This is a genomic window from Halomonas daqiaonensis (genome assembly GCF_900109725.1).
GTDB classification, from domain to species: Bacteria; Pseudomonadota; Gammaproteobacteria; order Pseudomonadales; family Halomonadaceae; genus Halomonas; species Halomonas daqiaonensis.
The window spans coordinates 32,912-56,574 of record NZ_FOBC01000011.1 but is presented as its reverse complement, the minus strand read 5'-3'; the positions used below and the strand labels follow the sequence as shown (position 1 = coordinate 56,574).

The window sequence follows — 23,663 nt, the reverse complement described above, 5'->3', positions numbered from 1 at the left end:
GTGGCGCCGCCGCGGGCGGCGTGGCATCTTGAAATACAACGACCAGTAAGGCACCAGCATGTCCATTCACGACCACCAGTGCCGCACCGCCCAGGGCGAGCCCTTCAACTTCGGCGCGCTGCGCGGGCAGGTGCTGCTTATCGTCAACGTCGCCAGTCGCTGCGGTTTCACGCCCCAACTGCGCGAGCTCGAGCGTCTCTATCGTCGCTATCGCGACCGGGGATTCACGGTCATCGGCTTCCCCTGCAACCAGTTCGCTCGCCAGTCGCCGGAGTCGGCGCTGGATTTCTGTACCCTGAGCGTTCGCGATTATCAGGTCAGCTTTCCGCTGATGGAGAAGGTCAGGGTCAACGGCAGTGGCGCCCATCCCCTGTTCGCGGAGCTCAAGCAAGAGGCACCCGGGGTGCTGGGAACCGGCATGATCAAGTGGAACTTCACCAAGTTCCTGGTGGGGCGCGACGGTAGGGTGATCCGCCGCTTCTCGCCACGGGAGGGCGAAGCCGAGTTGCGTGAAGCGCTGGAAACTGCCCTGGACGAGGCCTGAGCTCCCCCTGCGGTTCACGCCGGGGAAGGGGGCTTCAGATCGTCAGTGGGGAATCTCGCCGCGCTCGACCAGTACTCGCCCCATCAGCTCGTTCCAGCGATGGCGTGTCATCATGGTGGTCAGTCCCGAGAACAGCATCCAGCTCTTGCGACGCCAGCCGTTGAGACGCAGGTTGTGGCCCACCAGCTGCTTCATCAGCTTGTAGTCGTCGAACGAGCGCCATTCGCCGGCCACCGACATCTGGTGACGCGCGAGCACAGGGGCCAGCTCCAGGCGGAAGATCCACTCCAACTCGCGAAGGGTCAGGTCGTGGCGCTGGATGACGGCGACCATGTGCGCGTAGTCGGTCTCGCGGGGTTCGCGCTCAAGCCACAGTGGGGCCAGTGTGAGCCACAGTTCGCCGCGCTCGTCGACCAGTGTCTGAGCATCCATCGTTACCCTCCTGCCACGCTCGTTACCCGGGAGAAGCATCCTGCACCAGCCCTGCCGTGGTCTCAAGGGCGGACAGCCGCCGTCGGGGCCGCTAGAATGTCGCCCATTGCCCCTTCGATCCAGGCATCCGGCTCATTCATTTCCCATGCGGACGAAAGCGGTTTCCCCGTCCGCCGGACAACAACGAGGTCTGACGTGATCATCAAGCCCAAGGTACGCGGTTTCATCTGCACCACCACCCACCCCGTGGGTTGCGAGAAGAACGTGCTCGAGCAGATCGAGGCGACCCGCGCCCGCAGCCTCGACAAGACACATGGACCGAAGAAGGTGCTGGTAATCGGTGCCTCCAGCGGCTACGGACTGGCGGCGCGCATCACCGCCGCCTTCGGCTATGGCGCCGATACCCTGGGCGTGTTCTTCGAGAAGCCCGGCACCGAAAAGAAGCCCGGCACCGCCGGCTGGTACAACAGTGCCGCCTTCGACAGGTTCGCCAAGGCCGAGGGGCTCTACAGCAAGTCGATCAACGGCGACGCCTTCTCCCACGAGGCCCGCGACAAGGCGATCGAGCTGATTCAGCAGGACATGGGGCAGATCGACCTGGTGGTCTACTCGCTGGCCTCGCCGGTGCGCAAGCTGCCCGACAGCGGCGAGGTCAAGCGTTCGGTGCTCAAGCCGATCGGCGAGACCTACCGTGCCACCGCCATCGACACCAACAAGGACGCCATTATCGAGGCCGAGGTCGAGCCCGCCACCGAGCAGGAGATCGAGGATACCAAGGCCGTGATGGGTGGCGAGGACTGGGAGCTGTGGATCGAGGCCCTCGACCGCGCCGGCGTGCTGGCGCCCGGTGCGCGCAGCGTCGCCTTCAGCTACATCGGCACCGAGATCACCTGGCCGATCTACTGGCACGGGGCCTTGGGTAAGGCCAAGGAGGACCTGGACCGCGCCGCCGGCGAGATCGATGACCGCCTGGCCGAGCGCCACGGTGGCGCCAACGTGGCGGTGCTCAAGTCGGTGGTGACCCAGGCGAGCGCCGCCATCCCGGTCATGCCGCTCTACATCGCCATGGTCTACAAGGTGATGAAGGAGAAGGGACTGCACGAGGGCACCATCGACCAGCTCAACCGCCTGTTCGGCGAGCGTCTCTACGGCGGCAACTTCGAGACCGATGAGGCCGGTCGGCTGCGTCTGGACGACTGGGAACTGCGCGATGACGTCCAGCAGGCCTGCAAGGAGCTCTGGCCCCGGGTGACCACCGAGAACCTCTTCGAGATCACCGACTATGCTGGGTACAAGCACGAGTTCCTGAAGCTGTTCGGCTTCGAGCGTGACGACGTGGATTACGATGCGGACGTGAACCCGGTAGCGGACTTCGATGTCGTGAACCTGTAAGTCCCCGCGATTTCCTGGATACTCGGGGAGACGCGGCAAGCAGATCCAAGCCAAAGGAGGTGCGCCATGGATAATCGTGAAAGCAAGACGCCGGAAGAAGAGCTGCAGCATTTCAAGGAAGTCAGCCAGCCCGAGGACTTCGACGAGCCCGAGCCGGACGCCGAGCAACCCGAGGCGAAGAGCTCTCCCCATGGGCTGCATCGTGTGCTGCCCATCGTCATCGTGGCGGTCGGGGTGCTGGCGGCGATCATGCTGTTTCTGAGCGGCAACTCCAACTAGGCTGCCCGCCATTGCCCTGTCCTCGCGGCGGGGCTGTGGATTCGCACGACCTTGGGTAGGATGGGGGACCTCCCAGTGCCCCCGGCACCGATCCAAGGTCACACCCGCATGCCCGAGCCCAACGTTTCTCTTCATACGACGTCACTGACGCGGCATGTGGGTATCGTGGTGCTGCCGGGTTTCTCGTTGCTGGCCCAGGCCTGTGCCACCGAGCCCCTGGCGGTGGCCAACCGCCTCGAGGGACGTTCTCTCTATCGGCTCACTACCCTAGCCACTGTTGTCGGCCCCGTGGCCAGTGCCTCCCATCAGGTGCTGATGCCCCAGGCCAGCCTCGGCGAGGTGGATGATCCCCTGGACCTGCTGCTGGTATGCGCGCCGGGCCCACTCTCCGGCAGTGTCCCCCTTCCCCTGATCGATTGGCTGCGCCGGCTGGCCGGGGCGGGTGTGCCACTGGGAGGTGTCGGTGGTGGCACCGAGGTGCTGGCCCGGGCCGGGGTGCTGGATGGCTACCGGGCGACGCTTCCCTGGCAGCGTTTCGATGCCTTCTCCGAGGCCTTCCCCCGTGTCCGTCTCTCCCGCCAGCTCTTCGAGATCGACCGTGGCCGCCTGACCTGCGGCGGCGGGACCGCCGCCATGGACATGATGATGACCTTGGTGGGCAGCCAGCACGGTCCCCGGCTGGCCGAGCGCATCTCCGAGCACTTCGTGCTGGAGCGTATCCGCATGGGCGACGAGCCCCAGCTTGTGCCGCTGCGCTCGCGGCTTGGCCATGCGCCCGAGAACCTGGCCGAGGCGGTGGCCCTGATGGAGGCCAACGTCGAGGAGCCCCTGAGCACCCACGAGCTGGCCGAGCATCTGGGCATCTCCCGTCGCCAGCTCGAGCGACTGTTCAAGAAGTACCTGCAGGCGGTGCCCAGCCGCTATTACCTGGACCTGCGCCTGCAGCGGGCGCGTCGTCTGCTGCGAGAGAGCGACTGTCCCGCCGGCGAGATCGCCTTGCAGACCGGTTTTTCCTCGGCGGCGCATTTCTCCACCGCCTATCGCAACCACTTCGGCATCACGCCCCGCGAGGAGCGGCTGAGGTAGTGGGCGCATCGTCTCGCTGGCGCGCCAGCAGGGCGCGGACCAGCGAACCCATCATCACCGGCGTGTCCTGCTCGATGACGAAGCCGGCCGCCTCCAGCAGCGGCCGGGCCTGGCGGGTAATATCGGTGGCGATGGCCGAGGTAAGGGCGTTGAGGCCGCGTCGAGCCAGGCTGGCCGGGTGGTCGTCGGCCTGGAACTTGTCCATCACGCAGAGTTGGCCATCCGGCTTCAGTACCCGACGGGCTTCGGCGAGACCCCGCGCGGGGTCGTGCATCACCGCGAGGATCAGGTGCATCACCACCACGTCGAAGTGGTCGTCGGGGTAGGCGACGCGCTCGGCATCCATGACTTGGGCCTGGACATCCCGGCCCTGAGTCTCGGCACGCTGCTCGAGGCGCCTGACCATGGCGGGTGACAGGTCGCTGGCATGTAGCTCGACGTCCCGCGGCAGCCAGGGCAGATCGAGCCCGGTGCCGGCGCCGACCAGCAGTACCCGCATGCCGGGCTGCCAGGCCACCTGGCCAAGGGACGTACGGCGGGCGCCACGGAAGGCGCGCTCGGCCACCAGGTCGTAGACCGGGGCGTAGAGTCCGTAGCGGATCCGGTTCCAGGCCGTGGTGTTGAACATGTCGGACTCCTTGTCGGCGTATCTCTCAAGACTAGGCCATCCAGCCTACCCCATTCGGCTTCTCCCATCCTGCGGCACGCCCGGGACGGCCTGGCAGCTGCCTTTTACACAACTCGCCGTCCCATTGTTGAAAGCTTCCCGCGGTAGCCCTCCCTATACTCGAGTGTTAGTTGACCTGCGTATTCATCGACCCGAGTGATAGTTGATCCGTCATGCCAGAAATGGAGAGCGACATGAGCCAGACCCCGACCCGCGCCGACTTCGACCACTACATGGTCCCCAATTACGCCCCCCAGCAGGCGATTCCGGTGCGTGGTGAGGGGAGTCGCCTATGGGATCAGGAGGGCCGCGAGTACATCGACTTCGCCGGGGGCATCGCCGTCAATGGCCTGGGGCACTGCCACCCGGTGCTTGTCGAGGCCCTCACGGCCCAGGCGAACAGGCTCTGGCACCTCTCCAATGTCTACACCAACGAGCCGGCCCTGGCCCTGGCGCGCAGCCTGGTCGAGCGCACCTTCGCCGACAAGGTCTATCTCTGCTCCTCCGGGGGCGAGGCCAACGAGGCGGCCCTCAAGCTGGCGCGGCGCTGGGCCCATGACCACCACGGCGAGCACAAGCACCGTATCGTCTCCTTCGCTCAGTCCTTCCACGGCCGCACCTTCTTCACGGTCAGCGTCGGCGGCCAGCCCAAGTACTCCCAGGGCTTCGGCCCGGTGCCGGGAGGCATCGTCCATGGCCAGTTCAACGACCTCGACAGCGTGCGCAACCTGATCGACGACGACACCTGCGCGGTGATGGTCGAGCCGATGCAGGGGGAGGGCGGTATCATCCCCGCCGACCCCGAGTTCCTGCAGGGGCTACGCGACCTGTGCGACGCCTTCGATGTGCTGCTGATCTTCGACGAGGTGCAGACCGGGGCGGGGCGTACCGGTTCGCTGTATGCCTACCAGCAATACGGCGTGACCCCGGACATCCTGACCAGCGCCAAGTCGCTGGGCGGCGGCTTCCCGGTGGGCGCCATGCTGACCACCGACCGGGTGGCCCCGGCCATGGCCATCGGCACCCACGGCTCCACCTACGGCGGCAACCCGCTGGCCTCGGCCGTGGCCCTGGCCGCCGTGGAGTACATCGACACCCCGGAGGTGCTCGAGGGCATCAAGCACCGCCATGACCTCTTCCGCGAGCATCTCGAGGCGATCAACCGCCAGCATGGCGTGTTCAAGGAGATCCGCGGCATGGGCCTGCTGGTTGGGGCCGAGATGGCGCCGGCGTACGAGGGGCGGGCCAAGGACATCCTGCCGCTGGCCCTCGAGGAGGGGCTGATGGCGCTGGTCGCCGGCCCCAATGTGTTGCGCATGGCGCCTTCGCTGGTGATCCCCGAGGCCGACATCGCCGAGGGCATGGCGCGCCTCGAGCGGGCAGTGGCGCGGCTGGTGGCAGGGCAGTGAGCCCCGCTTCGCCGATGCGTGACGACTCATCCTCTTCCGGAGACCCCGCCATGCTGGTCATACGCCCCGTCCACCCGGCGGACCTGCCTGCCCTGGAGCGGCTGGCCGGCAGCGCGACGCCGCGGCTGACCAACCTGCCGGCCCACCGCGATCGCCTGGAGGAGCGTATCGCCCGCTCCCGGCAGGCCTTCGCCGCCGAGGTCGAGGCACCCGGCGATGAGCACTATACCTTCGTGCTCGAGGACCTGGCGCGCGGCGAGGTGGTGGGTACCGCCACCATCCGTGCCCAGGCTGGCGCCCGCGAGGCCTACTACACCTATCGCCAGGAGACGCTGATCCATGCCTCCCAGCAGCTCGACGTGCGTCGCGAGGTGCCGATCCTGTCGCTTTCCCACGAGGTCTCCGAGGCGACCCTGCTCTGCGCCCTGTCGCTGGATGCCCGCTACAAGGGCACCAGCGCCGAGAGTCTGCTGCGCCGCGCGCGTCTGATGTTCATCGCCCAGTACCCGGAGCGCTTCGCCGGCATCCTGGCCATGGCCTTTCCCGGTTTCCTGGAAGAGCAGGGTCAATCGCCGTTCTGGAACAGCGTGGGGCGTCACTTCTTCGTGCGCGACTACCAGGAGATCAACTACCTGGCCGGGGTGCGCTCGAAGAGCTTCATCGCCGAAGTCATGCCGCAGTTCCCGCTCTACCTGGCGCTGCTCACGCCCCAGGCCCGGGCCGCCATCGGCCGAGAGCATCCCGACCACGAACCGGCCTTGGCCGAGATGCTGGCCGAAGGCTTCCTGCGTTCGCGCCACGTGGACATCTTCGATGCCGGTCCAGTGATCAAGGGCGAGCGCGAGCGCCTGGCCAGCTTCCGCAAGGCCGCCTGGCACCCGGTTCGTATCCGACCCACCCAGGCGCTGCCCGATGCCGAGCCGGCCATGGTCGCCAACCAGCGCCTCGGCGACTTCCGCTGCATGGTGGCTCGCTATGCCCTGTCACCCACTGGCCAGCTGATGCTCTCCCCGGAGCATGCCGAGCGGCTGGGCGTGGAGGAGGGGCGCGCCGTGCTGGCCGCTCCCCTGGCGCTGCCCGGTATGGGCGACGGGAGCGTCGACGAGCACGATCCCGGCTATGACGAGGGAGAACTGTGATGCGCATTCGAGCGATCGCCGAAGGCGACCTGGACGAGTTGCAGGCCCTGGCCCGGGAGACCGGAGTGGGCTTCACCTCGCTGCCCGACAACCGCGACTTCCTGGCGGCCAAGATCGCCTCGACGGTGGCCGCCTTCGAGGAGCGCACGCCGCAGGACCAGCGGCTCTATTTCTTCGTCCTCGAGGACGAGGCGAACGGGCGGCTGGCCGGCTGCTGCGCCATCGAGGGCCAGGTGGGGCGCGAGATCCCCTTCTACCATTACCGTCTGGGGACCCTGGCCCACTCCTCGGTGCAGCTCGACCTGCACCGCACCATCGATACCCTCTTCCTGAGCTCCGACCATACCGGCGATGCCGAGGTGGCCTCGCTGTTCCTGCGTCCCGAGTACCGCGGCGCGGACCGGCGCCACGAGCGCAACGGCGCACTGCTGTCGATGATGCGCTGGCTGTTCCTGGCCGAGTTCCGCGACCGTTTCCCCGACAAAGTGCTCGCCGAGATGCGCGGCGTCTTCGACGAGCACGGCAGGAGTCCCTTCTGGGAGTGCCTGGGCAGCCACTTCTTCCCGCTCGACTTCGCCGAGGCGGACAAGCTCACCGGGCTTGGCCAGAAGAGCTTCATCGGCGAGCTGATGCCCAAGTTCCCGATCTACACCCCCTTCCTCAGCGAGGCGGCACGCGCCTGCATCGGCCAGGTCCATGAGCACACCCGCCCGGCGCTGGCCATGCTCAAGAAGGAGGGCCTGCGCTGGGAAGGCTTCATCGACATCTTCGACGGCGGCCCCACCGTGGAGGCCTATATCGACGATGTGCGCGGCGTGCGGCTGTCGCGGCACTGTCGGATAGAGGTCAAGGCCGGCACGCTTGAGCACTCGCCGCGGCCGCGCTGGATGGCGGCCACCACCGGGATGGCCGGCTTCCGTGCCGCCTGGCTGGGGCGAGGGCCCGACGCCGAGGGCGTGGTCACGCTCGACGAGGCCGAGGCGCGTCTGCTGGAGGTCGCCTCCGGCGATACCTTGCGCATACTGGATACCGAGGAGGAAGCGTGATGAGGGCAAGACGACAGCTGCTGATCGGTGGCGCCTGGCAGGCGGGCGAGGGCGAGACCTTCACCAAGCATGACTCGGTCTCTGACGAACGCCTCTGGGAGGGCGCCGCCGCTGCCGACGCCCAGGTCGACGCCGCAGTGGCGGCCGCCCGTGGCGCCTTCCCGGCCTGGGCGCGCACTGCCTTCAACGAGCGCCAGGCGCTGGTGGAGCGCTTCCGCGAGGTGCTGGAGCGTCACCGCGAGGATCTGGCAACGGCCATCGCCCAGGAGACCGGCAAGCCTCTCTGGGAGGCCCGCACGGAAGTTGGTGCGATGATCGGCAAGGTGGCGATCTCGATCAGCGCCTACCAGGAGCGCACCGGCGAGCGCAGCCGCGACCTGGGAGATACCACCGCCGTTCTGCGCCATCGCCCGCACGGGGTGATGGCGGTCTACGGCCCCTACAACTTCCCCGGCCACCTGCCCAACGGCCACATCGTGCCGGCGCTGCTGGCAGGCAACTGCGTGGTGTTCAAGCCCAGCGAGCAGACCCCGCTGACCGCTGATCTTACCCTGCAGTGCTGGCAGGAAGCGGGGCTGCCGAATGGGGTGATCAACCTGGTGCAGGGCGCGGCCGGAACCGGCCAGGCGCTCTCGTCGAACCCCGGCATCGATGGCCTGCTGTTCACCGGCAGCGCCCGGGTGGGTGGCATCCTGCATCGCCAGTTCGCCGAGCAGCTGGACAAGATCCTGGCCCTGGAACTGGGCGGCAACAACCCGCTGGTGGTGAAGGACGTTCCCGACCAGGAGGCGGCCGTGCTGAGCATCCTGCAGTCGGCCTTCCTCTCCGGTGGCCAGCGCTGCACCTGTGCCCGGCGCCTGATCGTCCCCGAGGGCCAGGTGGGGGACCACCTGCTGGATGCCCTGGTCGAGGCCATCTCGCGGCTGCGGGTGGCCGGCCAGTTCAGCGACCCCGCACCCTTCTATGCCGGCCTGGTGAGCGTGGCGGCCGCCGATGGCCTGCTCGAGGCCCAGGACGACCTCGAGGCGCTGGGTGGCACCGTGCTGGCACGCATGGCGCGCATCGAGCCCGGCACCAGCCTGCTCAGCCCGGCACTGATCGACGTCACCGGCCTGGCGGTGCCCGACGAGGAACACTTCGGTCCGCTGCTCAAGGTGCATCGCTACCGTGACTGGGACGAGGCGCTCGCCCTGGCCAACGACACCCGCTATGGGCTCTCCGCTGGGCTGATTGGCGGCGAGCGACATGACTGGGACGACTTCCTGCTGCGCATCCGCGCCGGTATCGTCAACTGGAATCGTCAGACCACCGGCGCCTCCGGCGACGCACCCTTCGGCGGCGTGGGCGAGAGCGGCAACCATCGCCCGAGCGCCTATTATGCTGCCGACTACTGCGCCTACCCGGTCGCCTCCATGGAGAGCGAGGCGCTGGTCCTGCCCGAGACTCTGCCGCCAGGAGTGACGCTATGAGCCAGTCGGCCCCGGACGGGAGCGAGGTCAACGTTCTCGAGGTCAACTTCGACGGCCTGGTCGGCCCGACCCATAACTACGCCGGCCTGGCCCTGGGCAATGTCGCCTCCATGACCCACGGTGGCCTGGAGGCCAATCCCCGCGAGGCCGCGCTGCAGGGCCTGGGCAAGATGAAGGCACTGATGGAAGCCGGCTACGCCCAGGGCGTGCTGCCGCCCCAGCAGCGCCCCGATCTGTGGGCACTTCGCCAGCTCGGCTTCACCGGCAGCGATGCGCAGGTGCTGGCCCGGACGGCGGGCGAGGCCCCGCAGCTCCTGCGCGCGGTCTGCTCGGCCTCGAGCATGTGGACCGCCAATGCCGCTACGGTGACGCCCTCCGTGGACGCCCCGGATGGCCGGGTACACTTTACCGCGGCCAACCTGCAGTCGAGCTTCCACCGCTTCCTGGAGCCGGCGACCACCTCCCGGGTGCTGACGGCGATCTTCCGCGACGAGGCGCGCTTCGCCCACCATCCGGTATTGCCGGCGACCCCGGCCTTCTCCGACGAGGGCGCGGCCAACCATACCCGCCTCGCCGGTGACCACGGCGAGCCCGGCGTGCATCTGTTCGTCTATGGTCGGGCGGCTTCGGGTGCGGGAGCGGAGGAGGATGTGGTGTCCCGGCGCTACCCGGCGCGCCAGACCCTGGAAGCGAGCCAGGCGATTGCCCGCCAACATGGCCTCACGGAGTCCCAACGGGTGTTCGCTCAGCAGCACCCCGAGGCCATCGATGCCGGCGTCTTCCATAATGACGTCATCAGCGTGGGCAACGGTCCGGTGCTGCTCTACCACGAGCGGGCCTTCCTCGACGAGCAGGCCACCTTGGACGAGCTGAGGGCGAAGATGGCCACGCCACTGATCCCGATACGGATTCTCGAGGAGGCGGTCAGTCTCGAGGACGCCGTGGCTTCCTACCTTTTCAATTCCCAACTGCTCTCCAACCCGGATGGCAGCATGACGCTGGTGGTGCCCGGGGAGTGCCAGGAACGCGAGAGCGTGTGGCGCACCATCCAGGATCATCTGCTGGCCGGCCACAATCCGATCGCCGAGGTGGTGGTCAAGGACGTCAAGCAGAGCATGCGCAATGGCGGCGGGCCCGCCTGCCTGCGGCTGCGGGTGGTACTCTCTGCGGCCGAGCGTGCGTCCCTCTCCGGGCGCGTCCTGCTCACCGAGGCGCTGCACGGTGAACTGACCACCTGGGTCGAGCGTCACTATCGTGATCGCCTGGCCCCGAAGGACCTGGCCGACCCGCAGCTGGCCGAGGAGAGCCTGGTGGCGCTGGACGAGCTGACGGGAATCCTGGCCATCGGCGCCGTCTACCCTTTTCAGCGGGGTTGAGGTGGCCTCATCCGTGCATGGTTCCAGCCTGCCAGGCAGCAGGCCGGATGCGCCGAGATCGATTCAGCCGCCCGATACCCTATTCTTCAGGCCAGCTGACAAGGGAGAGACGAAGTGACGGGCGTGGTCTACTGGCTGGACATAGCGGGGGTGATCGTCTTCGCCCTCTCGGGCGTGATGCTCGCCTGCCGCTCGAGGATGGATCCCTTCGGCATGCTGGTGCTGGCGGCGGTGACCGGGATCGGTGGCGGTACCCTGCGCGACCTGGTGCTGGGCGTGCGCCCGGTGTTCTGGGTGACGGACCCTACCTACCTCTGGGTGATCCTCGCCACGGTGGGGCTGTCGATGCTCAGCTTCCATTATATCCATCGCCTCTCGCGAGGCTTCCTGCCGGTGGCGGACGCCTTCGGCCTGGCGCTGTTCACGGTGATCGGGGCTCACAAGGCACTGATGCTGGAGGCGCCGGGCGTGGTGGCGGTACTGATGGGGCTCTTGACCGGGGTGGCCGGTGGCATGGTCCGCGATGTGCTGGCGCGTCGGATGCCCATGGTGCTCAGGCAGGAGGTCTATGCCACCGCCTCGATTGCCGGTGGCGTGGTCTTCGTGGGCCTGGAGGCACTCGCCGTGCCCCTGGCCGTCTCGATTGCTTCAGGACTGGTGGTCACCCTGGGGTTGCGACTCTCGGCGATCCATTGGCACCTGTCGCTGCCGGTGTTTGCCTGGGTGGTGGTGCAGCCGCCAGCGACACCTCAGAACCTTGAACAGGACGGGTCGGAGAGGACGACGGTGACATCCCCTCGGCGAACCAAGGTCAGGGTCAGGCTGATTCCGCCGGGCCGAACCAGGCGAGGAGGAAAGGCGAAATGAACATATCCCTGATGGGGCGAAGGAGGGCGGCCCCGACACTCCCTACGCTTCTGAGCGGGCTGCTGGTGGCGGTGCTGTCGATGGCCGGCTGTGCCTCGCTGCCCCAGGACCTTCAGCAACGGGACCTCCAGCAACAGGAGCAGGGGCTGGGCCATGCGGTAGTGGCCGAGGCGATTCGCGAGCGTTATGAGCAGGCGCTGCCGGATCTGCCCCCGAGCAAGCAACGCCATTACGCCCAGCGACTCTACCGGGTGACCGGAGACGCCCGCTATCTGCCCCTCAACCATGAGTATGGTCGCCGCCTTGTGGATAGGGTTCGCGATGAGATCGAGGCATTGGCAACGCCGGGGCATGCTGAGCGTCGGGCCCGAGAGAAGGTGGCGGCCTATCCGGTCAACAGCGAGAAACAGCGTCGCCGCAAGCAGATGCTTGCCGAGTGGGGAGAGATCGCCTATGCGAACGGCCTGGCCTTCGACCTGACCCAGGCGAAGTACCATGGCTTGCTGAACGAGACCGACCTCCCCGGCCATGACCGAGTGCTGGAGTACCTGGCAAGCGTCGATTTTCGCACCTTCCTGCTCGATCCCGAGGTGATGGCGATCTATGCCGCCCAGGTGGCCAACCTGGTGTATTACCTCGAGGATCTGGGCGTCACCGACCTGCGAGAAGAGGTCATCACGGCCTTCCGGGAACAGTACCCGCCGCAGCGCGATCCGAGGCTCTCCACGGCCGAGTACCGCAACAAGATCTACGGCATGACCCATTTCGTGATCGCCGCCAGCGACTACTACCAGCAGCCGGTGGCAGCCGAAGAGTTCCGCTGGGTGCTGGACGAGTTCACCGCCAGCCTGGATCGCATCCTCGCGGATACCAAGGAAGACATCTACACGGAGGTGGGGATCAGTTTCCTGCTGGCCGGGGAGGAGGATCATCCGGCGGTTATGCGCCTGCGGGATGCGCTGGTCGCGGCTTATGACCCCGAGGCGAGGATGGTGCCGTCAGAGCGGGGACGCATTGATCTTGCCAGCGGAGAGCACCGTAACGTGCTGGCCATCATGCTGCTGGACTGGCCGGACAGGCTCCATCCCGGACCAAAGCTTTATTCCCTTCAGGAATAGGAAGCCCAGGTTTCACTTATCGGAAGTTCTTCCAGCTGGGATGAAAGCTCCTTGCGAATATGCTGGTAGAGTGGCATCAGGTCTTCATGCATTTCCTGTTCAGCTTTCCGGTGATCGATGTAGAAAGCGTTTCGGGTGCCGTGCATCTCGATACTCTCCCCGACTTTCGTGAAATGGAAGCCTGACATCGACAGGAGTCGGGGTAGCCTAGGTTCCATCATTGCAAACACGTGACGCTTGTCCATAAGGCCGACGAGTGCATAGGTTGCAAGGAATAATGCAATGATTATCAAGGAGAACGTCTTTTTCTCTTCAGGTGTGAACTCATGGATTGTGGCGTCCACATCAAGAGTTTCATGCTTTATAGGTTTGTGACGAAATGCTCTGGCAATTGCAAATCTCGATATTTCGCAAATGCTATCGTAGGGGAGCTTGGCAGGGTGGAGGGTTCCATGCGAGAGGCTCTGCTCGCCATATTCTTGAAGAGGAAGTCTGTGGTTCTTTCCTGCAGACATAGATGCTGGCAACACTAGCCTGAGGCAGCCAGCTGCAAGCCCAGATCTCCGGTGCTCAACCAGACAATGAATGGAATGTGAATCGTGAGCATCGATCTCTATGTTTTTCGGGGCTGTTCCGGGCGGGTGATAGCCGATTTCCTGACAATAAACCTCATGACGAAGTTTATATATTCTATTCTTTTCCGCATCACTGATTGCAACATTAAAGGAAAAGTCTTCAATGAAGGACGCAAATAGATCGGAAGTCGAGCTTTGGCTGTGCTTCATTTTGGGAGATGCTTCCATCTAGAGCCTTCCTTATCAAGCGGTAACCGGTGGTTAAATTGAATGCTAAAATATTCAAATGTCATCGCTGAAAGCCATTTGGATCGGGACTGGGCGTCCTAGGTAAAAGCCTTGGCCATAGGTGATGCCATAGGACTTCAGTATCGGCAGCAGAGATTCCTGGTCGACGAATTCGGCGATCGCCTGCTTGCCGAAGCCGGTGGCAATATCGGCAATGGCCTGGACGATGACGCGGCTGTCGGGGCTGATCGTCAGACTGCGGATGAAGGAGCCGTCGATCTTGATGTAGTCCACTGGCAACTGCCCCAGGTAGTGGAAGCTGCTGAATCCCACGCCGAAGTCATCCAGAGCGGTTCGGCATCCGAGGTCGCGGACCGCCTGCAGCACGCCGCGTGCGGTGGAGAAGTCGGTGACGGCGGCGGTCTCGGTTACCTCCAGGATGAGGTAATGGGGATCGGCACCGCTCGTGGCCAGCTCCTGGGCCAGGTACTGCTTCAGTCCTTCATCATGCAGGGACTGGCCGGAGAGGTTGACCGCCAGGCTGATGCCTCGCTCCTGCAGTCGACTGAGCATCCGCAGGCTGTGGCGCAGCACCCAGCGATCGACCTGCACGATCTGCCCGCTGCGCTCCGCGACCGGGATGAAATAGGAAGGAGCCACTAGGCCGCCGTCGACATCGCGCATGCGAAGCAGCACTTCAAAGTGCTTCACGTCGCGATCCTCCAGCCGCATGATCGGCTGTACCATCAGCTCGAAGCTGTCCTCTGCCAGGGCGCTGCGTACACGCTCGACCCAGTAGACCCGCTCCTGTAACTCGTCCTTGGCATTCTCGGCCCTGGAGAGCAGGTGCCAGTGCTGGATACCACTCTCCTTGGCCTTGTACATCGCCACGTCGGCACTAGCCATCAGGTCCGCCGGTGTCGCGCCGTGTATCGGGAAAAGGGCAATGCCGATGCTTGCGGTGACCCGGTGTCGATGTCCTGCGGCCGTGAACCCCAGGCTGTCGAGCAACTGGTCGATATGAAGGGCAACCTGTACCGCCTGGTCCCCGTCGGCATGCGCCAGCAACAGCGAGAATTCGTCACCTCCCAAGCGAGCGATGACGCCGCGATGGCCTAGGTTCAGCAGGAGGGTCTCGGCCACTTCTTGCAGCAGACGGTCTCCGACATGGTGACCGCTGAGTTCGTTGACCTCCTTGAACTGGTCCAGGTCTAGCAGCAGCACGGCGCCGCGGGACTCTCGCCACATTGCCTTCTGCAAGGCGTCCTGGAAGTAGCGCCGATTGTAGAGCTCGGTCAGGGGATCACGCTCGGCCAGCCAGGTCAGTCGAGCTTCCGCGGCCTTGCGTTCGGTGATGTCCAGCCCTACCGAGATCCGCGACATGCTGCCGTCGGTGCCGGACGGCAGCGGTGCATGGTACCAGGCGATGGTATGGAGGCGTCGATCGGGCGTCTGGAGGTTGCGCTCCTCCTGCTGCGGGGTATCGAAGGTACCGACCAGAGAGGGACTGCCCGCCTCGAACACGTCCACGAAATGGCGGCCAAGCAGGGAAGGCTCGTCCAGTTCCAGCATCTTGCAGGTGTAGTCGTTGACCAGGCTGATCCGTCCCCTGCCGTCCTGAGCGATGATGAACACCCTGGCGGTATCCAGCAGGCTGTTAACGAAGTCCCTCTCCTGGGCCAGCTCCTCGACCCGCTCTGCCAACTGGTCGCCGCGTTCCTGAACCTCCTGTTCCAGCATCTCGAGCTGTCGCGCGAGCTCCACTGTAGTGCCTTCCAGCACGTCGATCTCGTCCGGCAGGCGGTGGCGAGTGGAAGGAATCGCGGCCTTGATATCGTCGAACCCGCCGCTGGCCAGTGTCGGCAGCAAGCCGGCGATCCGACGCAGGCGAGCCATGGGGCGCAGCAGGATCATCAGCAGCAGCAATTCCGCGGCGATCCAGCCCACCAGGCCGACCCCCAGAAGGATTCGTGTGTCCTCGTTGATGGCCCTGATCTGGGCCGAGATGTCGGAGATCAGCAGGAAATAGCCGGTGCTGCGTCGGTCTGAGTCCTCGTCCATACGGACCGCGCTTAGCTCGAGGTACTGGCCTTGGGCTTGCAGTTGAAAGGGGGTTTGCAGCAGAGCGCTGATCGGTCCGAGTTCGGCGACCCGTTGCAAGACAGGCAGGCTCTCTTCCTGGCGCGTCAGAGCCAGGAGATAGCCATTCCAGGGGGCGAGATGGCGATCCTCGGAAAGGTCGCGGCTCTCCAAGGGATTGGTCACCAGCAGGGCCACCTCGGCATTGGAAACCTCCCGGGCCTGTCGAGTCACATCGGCCAGCGACCGGGAAAGCACGACCAGGCCGACGCTCTCGCCACTGACCAGCACCGGAACGGCGGCATACTGCCGGCAGTCCGTCGTACAGCGCAGTGCCGTGATAGGCAACTCGGTGTCCATGATCCGCTGCACCCAGGCCTGGATCGGCAGCTTGCTCTCCGGCTGGGTGGAGCCCCAGCGACCCATGGGCCGTCCCTGGGTATCTACCACCAGTATCTCGTCGATGCCGGCCTCGAGTTGCAGGGTCGGCCACTGGGACGCCAGTGCCTTCTCGACCTCTTCCGCATTACCTGCCTTGAGGGGCGAGCCGAGGCGTGGCGAGGCCGCGGCCAGGCCCGCCAGCTGACGAAGGTTCTCCGCCGAGCGCTGGAGGGCCAGACGGATTTCTCGCTGCTGACGTTCATGGTGCTGGTTGCGGCTCTCCTGGAACTGGCGGGTCAGATTGTTGTGGCCCAGCCAGGTGAACAGCACCACCAGACCGACCAGCAGCAAACTGCTCAGGGCGATGACCCGCCATGTCAGGCTGAGTCGGTGGCGAGTCCGGAGGGACGCGGGGAGAGTCATCTCTGCAGGGTCCTGGCCAGGAGCATGGAGACCTCAGAAGCGCAACGACAGCTGGAAAAGCAGCATATTCCAGCGACGACTGGTCTCCGAGGGGTCCGGGTTATCCTGGACAGGCAGCCAGCCGGTCCCATCGACATGGTGGTATTCGCCGGCCAGCATGACTCGAGGATGAGGGGTCCACTGAAGTCCCACCGTGATGTCATCGGCAAACTGTGAATGGGCGGGCACCCTGCCACCGGTAAATTCCTCGAGGCCCTTCCCCGAACGGTCATCCCTGTTGCTGGTCAGACTGTCGTAACGAACCAGCCACTGCCAGTCATCAAGGAAGCGCCGGGTATATTGGATATACCAGCTTTCGCCGGTGACATCGTTGAGCCAAGGATTGTCTACCCCCCTCAACTTCGTTGGCCGCATCGCAAATTCACCAGTAAGGCTCCAGAGCTCTTCGTTGTACTGTAAAGACAAAACAACGGGACGAAAGCGAAAGGTGATATCGGATTGCTGAGGCGTATTCGAGTCGAATCTTGCCTTTGCTTGGGCGGCACTCAGAGCTGCAACGATACGACCTCCATCATGTTCATATCGAACCTGGCCGATTGCAGATTGCTTTGGATCCAGGGATCCAGGGACATTCTCCAGACGAAGCGTACGCCGCAGGTCATCCCCTGCCTGAGCTTGTCCAACACCAACCTGTGTTCTAAGCACTCCATTCGACAGCCTTTCCTCGTGATAGAGGCTGACACCATCACCGGACAGGCCCAAGGATCGGGTGCGATCGAAGTAGATGGACTGGGGCAGCAGGATGCTGGGGCGAGTAAAGGCCACATCGCGGGTCTGGTTGTAGAAACCGAAGGGATTCTTGAAGCGGCCGACCTGGATGCCGAAGGTGCGTTGCTGGTCGGAGAGCATCTGGTAGTCAATAACGCCATAGTCGAGAACCGGGCGGGCATCATCCCCATCTCCCCCGGCGCGCCGGCTCAGTACCTGGGCGGCCAGTAATACATCCTGATGGGGCCGTAGCGAGGCATTGGCACCGATCTCGGTAAACTTGAAGCTGCCCTCGTCCTCGCTGCTGGGGCCGAAGAAGTCGTTGTCTTCGCTAATGATCAGCGCCTGGCTCAGGAAGCCATGCACCTGGAGGGTATCAAGCACGCCTTCGTCACCCCGGACCTGGGCTGACAAGCCCAAGACCAGAGCGGCAGCCATGGCAGTTATGGAGCGAGGATCACTCCATCGAAATGACTTGGACACGATCATCCAGGTACTCCCTTTCAAGATATCCCAGAGCGCCGGGCGTGGTAGCGACCCGCTCGCGCATCTCCACCTGATTGCGAACACGGTCGGGTGCCTGACCGGTGCCCGAGAACACCATGCGATCCCAGGCCAGCTGCAGCTGGTGCGGATAGACGGCGAGTTGCTCCTTGGCAAACCGCGCATGCACAGGGTGATTGTTGCCGAGCACGAAGACCCGCACGGCCTGACCGTCGGGCCAGGTGCGCTGCCTCATGGCGAAGATGGCGCGAGTGGTATCGCGCTTCAATTGGCGGGTATTCACATCGGGATGTGCCACCAGCAGGATCGGTGCCTCTCGGGCAATGGCCGGTGTGCCGGCCAGCGACAGGCTGGCCAGCAGCACGGAAGCCAGGGCCAGGAGGCTCAGGCGAAGCATTGAGCACCTCCCCCTGGCTGGCGGACACGGGCAGCCTCCAGCGCCGCCAGGGAGCGGGTCAGGACAGTTGATGGCATCGGGGGTTATATTCCCGTTGTCTGATGAACGTCAGGTTCATGCACCATGCAGGCGTGGTCTGCACTTCACGTGTGTATGAGTCGATGACGCCTTCTCCCTGCAGCCCCTGGGGGCATTTTCTTTTTATGCCCAGCGAGTGTCAGTGATTACCCACGACAGACACCAGGAAAACCATTGTGCCATTTCGGCACAGGTCATTCTTATACGCTACATCACTTTAATGAAATGTACAGGTCGGAGTATCAACGCGGGGAGAAAACCCGGCGGCAGATGATGGCCGCCGGGGCAGGGATCAACCGAAGACGTGGAAGCTTTCGGCATTGAGCCACAGGTGGGCCATCACGCTGGCGACATAGCCCAGGGCGATCACCGGGGTCCAGCGCAGGTGGCCCATGAAGGTATAGTTGCCACGAGCCTGGCCCATCAGGGCGACGCCGGCCGCCGAGCCGATCGACAGCAGGCTGCCACCTACGCCGGCGGTCAGGGTGATCAGCAGCCAGTGGCCATGGGACATATCCGGCTCCATGGTCAGCACGGCGAACATCACCGGGATGTTGTCGATCACCGCCGAGATCACCCCCAGGGCAATGTTGGCACCGGTGGCGTTCCAACCGGTATAGAGGGCCTCGGAGAGCATGCCCAGGTAGCCCATGTAGCCGAGGCCACCTACGCACATCACCACGCCGTAGAAGAACAGCAGGGTGTCCCACTCGGCGCGGGCCACGCGGTTGAAGACATCGAAGGGAACCACGCTGCCCAGGCTCTCGAGCTTCTTCCAGTCACCGCGCTGGCTGTAGCGGGTACGCTTGCGCTCCAGGGAACGCGGCAGAGTGCGGCGCAGGTAGTAACCGAAGAACTGCAGGTAGCCAAGGCCCGTCATCATGCCCAGCACCGGCGGCAAATGCAGGAATACATGGTAGGCCACGGCGGTGGCGACGGTGAGCAGGAAGAGGGCGATGATGCGTCGGGAGCCGCGTTTGAGCCAGACGTCCTCCTCCAGGCTGGCCGGCTTGCGGTTCTGGATGAAGAAGCTCATCACCACGGCCGGGATCATGAAATTGATCAGCGACGGAATCAGCAGGTCGAAGAATTCGTAGAACTGGACGATGCCGGCCTGCCAGACCATCAGGGTAGTGATATCGCCGAAGGGGCTGAAGGCGCCGCCGGCATTGGCCGCTACCACGATGTTGACGCAGCAGAGATTGATGAAGCGCTTGTCGCCCTCGGCGACCTTGGTCACCACGGCACACATCAGCAGCGCGGTGGTCAGGTTGTCGGCGATCGGCGAGATCACAAAGGCCAGCACGCCGGTGATCCAGAAGAGCTGACGGTAGCTGAAGCCCTTGCGGACCATCCAGGAGCGAAGCGCGTCGAACACCCGGCGTTCGTCCATGGCGTTGATGTAGGTCATCGCCACCAGCAGGAACAGCATCAGTTCGGTGAACTCGAGCAGGGTCATGCGGAAGGCATGCTCCGACTCGGCGGGCATGCCCGCCTTGACATAGACCCAGCCGATCAACGCCCAGATGATGCCGGCTGCGACGAGCACCGGCTTCGACTTGCGCATGTGGATCTTCTCTTCGGCCATGACCAGGGCGTAGGCCAGCACGAAGACGGCGACGGCGAGAAAGCCCACGAAGGAGCCGGTCAGGTCGAGCTCACCGGTGACGGCGAACACGGGGCTACTGGCGAGCATCGTGAGTAAGGCGAGCACGAACATCCCCGGCCAACGGGCGAATTGCCGTGGCCGGGGAGGTATACGACAGGTTGTCAGCATGGCTGCGATCATCCTGAGGCAGGAGGTGGGGGAAGGGTCAAAAGCGGCAGAATCTTATCACAGCGTGTTGCAATGCAGTATGCCACTTATTTATTACCCTCGATTTTTTTGGTGAGGGAGAGGTCAGTCGGGGTTTTCGGAGGGCCTAACCTGGGCGTCCAGGGCCCGCTGCCACTGGCTCACGGTGGCCTCCTCCAGATCCTCTTGCGGTGAGGGGCGGTGGCGTTCATACCACTGGCGTGGACGCAGCAGGCGAACCTCGGGATCCCCCTCCTCAAGGGATACGCCGGCGGCGAGGATTCCCAGGCGCGCAAAGAGCGATCCTTCCGGCACCTCGTCACGAAAGACCAGATCCGCGAGCATCTCCAGGGAGTCGCCCGTCAGGCGCGCCTCGCGCAACTGGAGGGTATCGTCGTCGAGGTGGAGCATGGCGTTACCACGGATGTTGTTAACCGTCAGGCGCCGCCCCAGCCACGCCCACTCCCGGGCGCGGGACAGGAACAGGCGCGCCAGCAGGCCGCTGTCGCGCATCGCCAGGTCGAGCCGCGCATCCAGTTGCAGGGGACGGGTCCAGTCAAGATGGCCCTCGGTGATGTCCAACTGCGCCCACCAGCCTGCCTCGCCGCGCGTCTGCTCGTCCCGGCGCTGGATGTTGTCCAGCCTCAGCCGTGAGCCGGAGGCATCGAAGCGACGGGTGACCAGGTTGCCATCACGCAGTCGGGCCTCGAGTCGCAGGTCGCCATCCAGGTGCTGCTCGCCGAATCGGATGGTCGTGTCGAAGGCCTGGAGAGTGACGTCGCCGCGGGCCTGGAGTCCCTCCAGGTGCAGGTCCACTTCCAGCCCGGCGCGGCCTCCCAGCAATGTCAGCCCCGACCCGTCCGGGAGGTAGGCATTGTAGCGAGAGAGGTCGTCCACCTCGGCGATGGGTAGCTGAATGCGAGTGGTGAAATGCTGCAGGGAGCGCTCGTCGTGGTCGAGGCCGAAGCGCGGTGTCTCGGTCTCGAGGCTGAAGTGGCGGCCCTCGACGTAGGCTTGCGTTTCGCCTGTCCGGTTCAGGCTGAAACGGGGCAGCGTCAGGCTCAGTCGGGCTCCCGGCGTCTCTTGCTCGCCATCGATCTCGGTCTCGAGGCGACCCTGGCCCTTGGCCTCGTACTCGAGGAAGCCGATTGCCAGGTCGTCTGCCTCGACCCGGAGCTGGCTACCCGGACGAAGCTGGCCATCCGAGACGTGAAGGCTGGCCCTGAAACGGCCGTTACCGGCTAGGGTCAGGCCGTGGGCAGAAGGCAGGAAGTCGTCGAGGAAGCCAAGGTTGGCGACCATCCCCTCTAGCACCATGTCGCCGTCAAGCGCCGGCGCTGGTCCTTCTCCGCCCAGCATTGGCAGGGGGCCGAGTCGTGCCTCGCGGGCCACGATCCGGGTGCGCAAGGTTGGGCCCGAGGCAGCCGCCTGCATTGCCAGCCGTGACCCGGAAAGGTCCAGGCGACCATTGGCCAGGTTGGCTTCCCGCACTTGCAGCTCCAGCGCCAGTTCCCCTTCCACCTCCCTCTCGAGCAGCCGGCCGACGGTATGTTGCCCGGTCAGCTCGATCTGGCCGCGGGCCAGGTGGTCCTGGATATCGATTCGGCCGTGAGTGATCGCCCTTCCGGAGATTAACGTTCCCGGTACGGCCGCTGGCAGGTAGGCCTGCAGCACCGCGACATCGGGCATCGTGGCGTCGTGCCAGGAAACTGACAGCCGCGGATTTGCCACCTTGGTACCGGCGTTGGGGGTATCGCTCTCGGCTGTCAGGACCAGTCGTCCATCCCCCATCAGCAGCCCACCGTCGGAAGATCTCGATACACTGGCCTCCTCCAGGCTGGCGTCCAGCCGGGTAAGGGGACCGTCCGGGGCATCCTGCCAGCTGGCCGTGACGCTGCCGCGTCCCCGGGCTTCCAGGTCGAACAAGTGAGCTGCCAATGACTCGGTGGTCACCGCCAGGCGGCTGCCCGAGGCCACACGGCCCCCTTCCAGTTGCAGGCTGGCAACCAGGTCGCCACCGCCTTCCAGCGTCAGGCCACCGTCGACGGTGTGAACCAGAAAGTCATCGAGGACATCGAGCCGGGCCACGCGTCCCCTGACGACGACTCGGCCCTCAATCGGTGGCGCTCCTTCTTCTTTGATGAGCCTGGCCAAGGGGCCCAGTGAGGTCAGGTTGGCCTCCTCGAGAGTGATCTCGGTGGTCAACGGCACTTCGTCTCCCTCTCCCCGAGCCGAGACCGCGAGATGGGTGCCCGTCAGGTCCAATCGACGCCGGCGTGGATCGATCTCGGGCAGTGCCAGGTCCAGCATCATGCTGCCTTCCAGCGGTCGTCCGGCCAGGGTCAGGGCCACCTGGTCGCCGGCCAGGAGGAAATTGCCCTCGAACAAGCCATCCCGATACGCCAGGTATCCTTCCAGTCGGGCACTGCCGCTCTGCAGCGTCAGTGGTCCCTCCTCCGGCAGGTAAACCGACAGGGCGCCGACGTCGGGCAGGCGGGCTTCCTCCCACTCGAGTCGAGCGGAGGTCAGTTGCCACTGGGTGTCGGCGAGACCGGTGCCGAGCACGCGGGTGGAGAGGTGGAAGCGCCGGCTGGTCATGAAAGGGTGGTTCAGGCCTGCCCGCAGCATCTCCATCCTGTCGAGGGTCACCGCGAGTTCCATGACCGGTCCCTCGTCGCCTTCCACGACCCGGCTGATGACCCGGCCGTCGCCACTGAGTCGAAGGCGGTCCATCTTGGCCTCGGCCAAATCCCGGGATTCCTCGGATGGCGACAGCAGTACCTGCTCGTCCAGCTCCACCAGCAGCGACGGAGAGTCCAGGGTGAGTTCACTCCCCGGGACGAGCTCGCCGCGCTCGAGTGACAGCTCCCCGGTCAGCCTGCCCCGCCCGGACAGGTCGAGCCAGTCCAGTTGGCGCAGGTAAGGAGTGAAGACGTCCCAGGCATCGGCCGTGGCTTCCAGAGACAGCGTTCCCGAGACGAAACGTGCCGCTGCCAGGCCGGGATGTTCGTTAAAGTCGAAGGGTGCCACCTGCAGGTAGGTCGCCAGGCGGATATCGTTGGCCAACACCGTGTTGTCGCGCCTGACTCGGGCCGTCTCCATGCCGAGTTCGAGCCCCTGGATCGATATCTGGCCATCGTTCAGCGTCAGGTAGGACAGTGCGACCTCGCCATCCCCCTCCAGGTTGAGCTCGTCAAGGCCGAAGCGGCGTAGCCCCTGTGCCGTAAGGCTGGAAACCGCCAGACGTCGCTGGAGCAGAGCAGGCAGCGATATCCGCAGACGGGCCTGGTCCACCGCCAGCCGAAGGGGCGGGTTGTCGCTTTCGACCTGCAGCCCCTCAAGGGCAATATGGCCGGGGAAGGCGCTCCAGCCCGCCTCCCAGCGGATCGAGATGTCGGCCCTCTCGGCCAGCCACGCCTGGGTTTTCGGCAGGTTGATCAGCCCGTTGGCCACGACCAGGTAGAGGATGAAGGCTAACAAGGGAAAGGCCATCAGCCAGGCCAGGCGACGACGTCCGGGTGAAACAGCATTCGGGTGCTGCATGCGGTTTTCTCGAGCTGCGGTGTCCGGGGTCATGGTACACGGCCTCGTCAGCCTGCGTTGTCGTGGGG

Annotated in this window: 19 protein-coding genes; 11 read left to right on the top strand and 8 right to left on the bottom strand. The window is 64.9% G+C overall.

Annotation, left to right across the window (positions count from 1 at the left end):
* The first annotated feature begins 58 nt into the window (after positions 1–58).
* Entirely contained in the window at positions 59–544 is a 486-nt protein-coding gene (locus BMY30_RS10400; protein WP_089713341.1) for a glutathione peroxidase, read from the top strand.
* A 42-nt stretch (positions 545–586) separates the two neighbouring features.
* Here the strand turns inward: BMY30_RS10400 and BMY30_RS10395 are convergent, their stop codons facing one another.
* Complete coding sequence (locus BMY30_RS10395; protein ID WP_089713339.1) at positions 587–976, bottom strand: DUF7079 family protein; 390 nt, start codon at positions 974–976, stop codon at positions 587–589.
* Positions 977–1,171: 195 nt separating this feature from the next.
* Here BMY30_RS10395 and fabV point away from each other — a divergent pair, with 195 nt between their 5' ends.
* The 3 genes from fabV (at position 1,172) to BMY30_RS10380 (ending at position 3,733) form a co-directional block, all read left to right on the top strand.
* Positions 1,172–2,368, top strand: coding sequence for an enoyl-ACP reductase FabV (fabV, locus tag BMY30_RS10390; RefSeq protein WP_089713337.1), 1,197 nt, complete (start codon positions 1,172–1,174; stop codon positions 2,366–2,368).
* Between the two features lie 66 nt (positions 2,369–2,434).
* Positions 2,435–2,647: a hypothetical protein gene (locus BMY30_RS10385; protein ID WP_089713335.1), complete on the top strand. Its 213-nt coding sequence runs from the start codon at positions 2,435–2,437 to the stop codon at positions 2,645–2,647.
* 108 nt (positions 2,648–2,755) lie between these two features.
* The gene (locus BMY30_RS10380) at positions 2,756–3,733 is read left to right on the top strand and encodes a GlxA family transcriptional regulator (protein ID WP_170840115.1); all 978 of its coding nucleotides are present in this window, start codon (positions 2,756–2,758) and stop codon (positions 3,731–3,733) included.
* Here BMY30_RS10380 and BMY30_RS10375 read toward each other — a convergent pair.
* Positions 3,705–4,361: a class I SAM-dependent methyltransferase gene (locus BMY30_RS10375; RefSeq protein WP_089713333.1), complete on the bottom strand. Its 657-nt coding sequence runs from the start codon at positions 4,359–4,361 to the stop codon at positions 3,705–3,707. The genes BMY30_RS10380 and BMY30_RS10375 overlap by 29 nt on opposite strands.
* A 233-nt stretch (positions 4,362–4,594) precedes the next feature.
* Between BMY30_RS10375 and BMY30_RS10370 the strand changes: the two genes are divergently transcribed.
* From BMY30_RS10370 to BMY30_RS10340, 7 genes are all read left to right on the top strand, one after another.
* Positions 4,595–5,809, top strand: coding sequence for an aspartate aminotransferase family protein (locus BMY30_RS10370; protein WP_089713331.1), 1,215 nt, complete (start codon positions 4,595–4,597; stop codon positions 5,807–5,809).
* Between the two features lie 50 nt (positions 5,810–5,859).
* Positions 5,860–6,948 (top strand): arginine N-succinyltransferase, encoded by a 1,089-nt coding sequence (locus tag BMY30_RS10365; protein WP_089713329.1) that lies wholly within the window; start codon positions 5,860–5,862, stop codon positions 6,946–6,948.
* Positions 6,948–7,994 carry an arginine N-succinyltransferase gene (gene astA / locus BMY30_RS10360; protein WP_089713327.1) on the top strand — a complete coding sequence of 349 codons (1,047 nt, stop codon included), beginning with the start codon at positions 6,948–6,950 and terminating at the stop codon, positions 7,992–7,994. Before BMY30_RS10365 ends, astA begins: the two co-directional genes overlap by 1 nt.
* Complete coding sequence (gene astD, locus BMY30_RS10355) at positions 7,994–9,463, top strand: succinylglutamate-semialdehyde dehydrogenase (protein ID WP_089713325.1); 1,470 nt, start codon at positions 7,994–7,996, stop codon at positions 9,461–9,463. The genes astA and astD overlap by 1 nt, the downstream gene beginning before the upstream one ends.
* Positions 9,460–10,839 carry an N-succinylarginine dihydrolase gene (gene astB / locus BMY30_RS10350; protein WP_089713323.1) on the top strand — a complete coding sequence of 460 codons (1,380 nt, stop codon included), beginning with the start codon at positions 9,460–9,462 and terminating at the stop codon, positions 10,837–10,839. Before astD ends, astB begins: the two co-directional genes overlap by 4 nt.
* Before the next feature lie 114 nt (positions 10,840–10,953).
* Complete coding sequence (locus BMY30_RS10345) at positions 10,954–11,706, top strand: trimeric intracellular cation channel family protein (RefSeq protein WP_089713321.1); 753 nt, start codon at positions 10,954–10,956, stop codon at positions 11,704–11,706.
* Complete coding sequence (locus tag BMY30_RS10340; RefSeq protein WP_244516180.1) at positions 11,703–12,824, top strand: DUF3541 domain-containing protein; 1,122 nt, start codon at positions 11,703–11,705, stop codon at positions 12,822–12,824. The genes BMY30_RS10345 and BMY30_RS10340 overlap by 4 nt, the downstream gene beginning before the upstream one ends.
* Here BMY30_RS10340 and BMY30_RS10335 read toward each other — a convergent pair.
* The 6 genes from BMY30_RS10335 to BMY30_RS10310 form a co-directional block, all read right to left on the bottom strand.
* The gene (locus BMY30_RS10335; RefSeq protein WP_089713320.1) at positions 12,815–13,627 is read right to left on the bottom strand and encodes a PEP-CTERM/exosortase system-associated acyltransferase; all 813 of its coding nucleotides are present in this window, start codon (positions 13,625–13,627) and stop codon (positions 12,815–12,817) included. The genes BMY30_RS10340 and BMY30_RS10335 overlap by 10 nt on opposite strands.
* Positions 13,628–13,681: 54 nt before the next feature.
* The gene (locus BMY30_RS10330) at positions 13,682–16,510 is read right to left on the bottom strand and encodes a bifunctional diguanylate cyclase/phosphodiesterase (protein ID WP_089713318.1); all 2,829 of its coding nucleotides are present in this window, start codon (positions 16,508–16,510) and stop codon (positions 13,682–13,684) included.
* Positions 16,511–16,543: 33 nt separating this feature from the next.
* A complete protein-coding gene (locus tag BMY30_RS10325; RefSeq protein ID WP_244516179.1) occupies positions 16,544–17,767 on the bottom strand; it encodes a hypothetical protein in 1,224 nt (407 codons plus the stop codon).
* A complete protein-coding gene (locus tag BMY30_RS10320) occupies positions 17,736–18,179 on the bottom strand; it encodes a hypothetical protein (RefSeq protein ID WP_211607300.1) in 444 nt (147 codons plus the stop codon). Before BMY30_RS10320 ends, BMY30_RS10325 begins: the two co-directional genes overlap by 32 nt.
* Before the next feature lie 370 nt (positions 18,180–18,549).
* Complete coding sequence (nhaD, locus tag BMY30_RS10315) at positions 18,550–19,977, bottom strand: sodium:proton antiporter NhaD (protein ID WP_425283436.1); 1,428 nt, start codon at positions 19,975–19,977, stop codon at positions 18,550–18,552.
* 180 nt (positions 19,978–20,157) lie between these two features.
* Positions 20,158–23,595, bottom strand: a complete 3,438-nt coding sequence (locus BMY30_RS10310) for a hypothetical protein (protein WP_089713312.1) — start codon at positions 23,593–23,595, stop codon at positions 20,158–20,160.
* Between the last annotated feature and the right edge of the window lie 68 nt (positions 23,596–23,663).